1 protein-coding gene is annotated in these 1569 nt (G+C 47.4%); it reads left to right on the forward strand.

All coding sequences use genetic code 11. The features are described from left to right. The first annotated feature begins 336 nt into the window (after positions 1 to 336). Positions 337 to 1527, forward strand: coding sequence for a Mu transposase C-terminal domain-containing protein (locus tag DQ405_RS26880; protein ID WP_241730244.1), 1191 nt, complete (start codon positions 337 to 339; stop codon positions 1525 to 1527). Positions 1528 to 1569 lie beyond the last annotated feature (42 nt).

A 1569-nucleotide genomic window follows, 5' to 3' on the forward strand; every position in this document is an offset into this window, starting at 1 on the left:
GTATCGATGGATGCTGAATAAATTCTACAGAGAAACCATGGCTGACGGCTCCAAGGGAACGTTGTACGAGGCAGTTACCCGTCTATTCACCAACTAAGGCATCATGGAAAACTATTTTTCGATGATCTCTACAAGCTAAAGAAACGCGGTGGTGCTACTCGTTACAACAAAGACCATCGTGCTCTTATCGGGTCTGCATCTCATAGGTTACTCGGTGCGGGCCATCGGTACGAAATAGATTCGACTATCGCCGATGTTTACTTGGTGCATCGGGTTAACCGACTATGGTTGATTGGGCGGCCAGTTCTGTACGTTATGGTGGACACGTTTACAAGAATGATCGTAGGCATTCATGTTGGCCTTGAAGGACCAAGTTGGAATGGGGCTAGGCACGCAATTTATAATGCTTACACACCAAAAAAAGATTTCTGCAAACGTTACAACATTCATATTAATGAGGCTGACTGGCCATGCTCTCACCTGCCGGTGGAGCTAGTCGCGGATCGTGCCGAACTTCTCAGCGAGGCTGGTGAGGCGATGACAAAGATTCTGGGTACCGTCGTCAAGATTTTGCCACCTTTTCGGCCAGACTGGAAAAGTATCATTGAAAGCCGCTTCCGTCTGATCAATGAAAAACTAGACTTGAAATTTGTCCCGGGCGGAGTGGATGCCCGAAAAATGGAGCGGGGAGATCGTGACTATCAGCTTGATGCGATCCTTGATATCGATGAATTTACTGAAATGGTAATTGTGGGAGTTTTGGCTCATAATAAAAGCCTCCGAGTACCTCATCTTTTGAGTCGTGAGATGGTTGCCGCGGCGGTAGAACCAACTCCGTTAGGTATTTGGAACTGGTCTATGGCAAACAATCTCCTTAATACGAAGGTTGTATCTCCTGCAGAACTTAAGATTGCATTGCTGCCCTCGCACGAGTGCCGTATCAGCCGAGGCGGGATTAGCTTTCAGGGTGTTCAGTATACCTGTCAGACTGCGGTTCGCGAGGAGTGGTTAGAGCGTTCTCATAATCTTCAAACGAAGTACGTAAGAGTTTTTTATGATCCTAATTCTATTGAGAATTGTTGGATCAAATCTGATGCGGGATTCGAGCCCCTCACTATAGTACCGCAACAACGACATAAATATGGAGGACTTCGCACGGAAGAAGTACTCGATATGATCAAGATTTTGAATCAGGTCTCGCCTGACGCTCGGTATGAAAATGACAACACTGCCGCGTTACTCAAAGGCCGCCAAGAGGAGATCCTTGATCGCGCAAAAACCAAGCGGGCAAGCCAAGGGGACCCTAAATCAAACGCTGAATTCAAACGGGACAAGCGTTCAAAGCGTGCTACGGAAGCTAAGAATGAGCGTGACCAGCATACCACTGACCTAAAGCAACTTCGCGTTGTAGATAACTCACCTGACGCGGTTGAAGATCCTAAACCAATCGCGGGCAAACTCGGTTCTTCAAGAAGCGCTGCCTTCCTGAAATTGGTGGTCAACGTAGGTAACGAGACCAATCCATGAGCGACTTCAGTTTTGCTCTTGCTGATTACATCCCTACCGGTA

The sequence above is a fragment of the Pseudomonas sp. SST3 genome (assembly GCF_003325755.1).

What these genes read in the sequence shown, in the direction of transcription:
- DQ405_RS26880 (WP_241730244.1), top strand. Translation starts at nt 337, where the DNA reads ATGATCGTAGGCATTCATGTTGGCCTTGAAGGACCAAGTTGGAATGGG.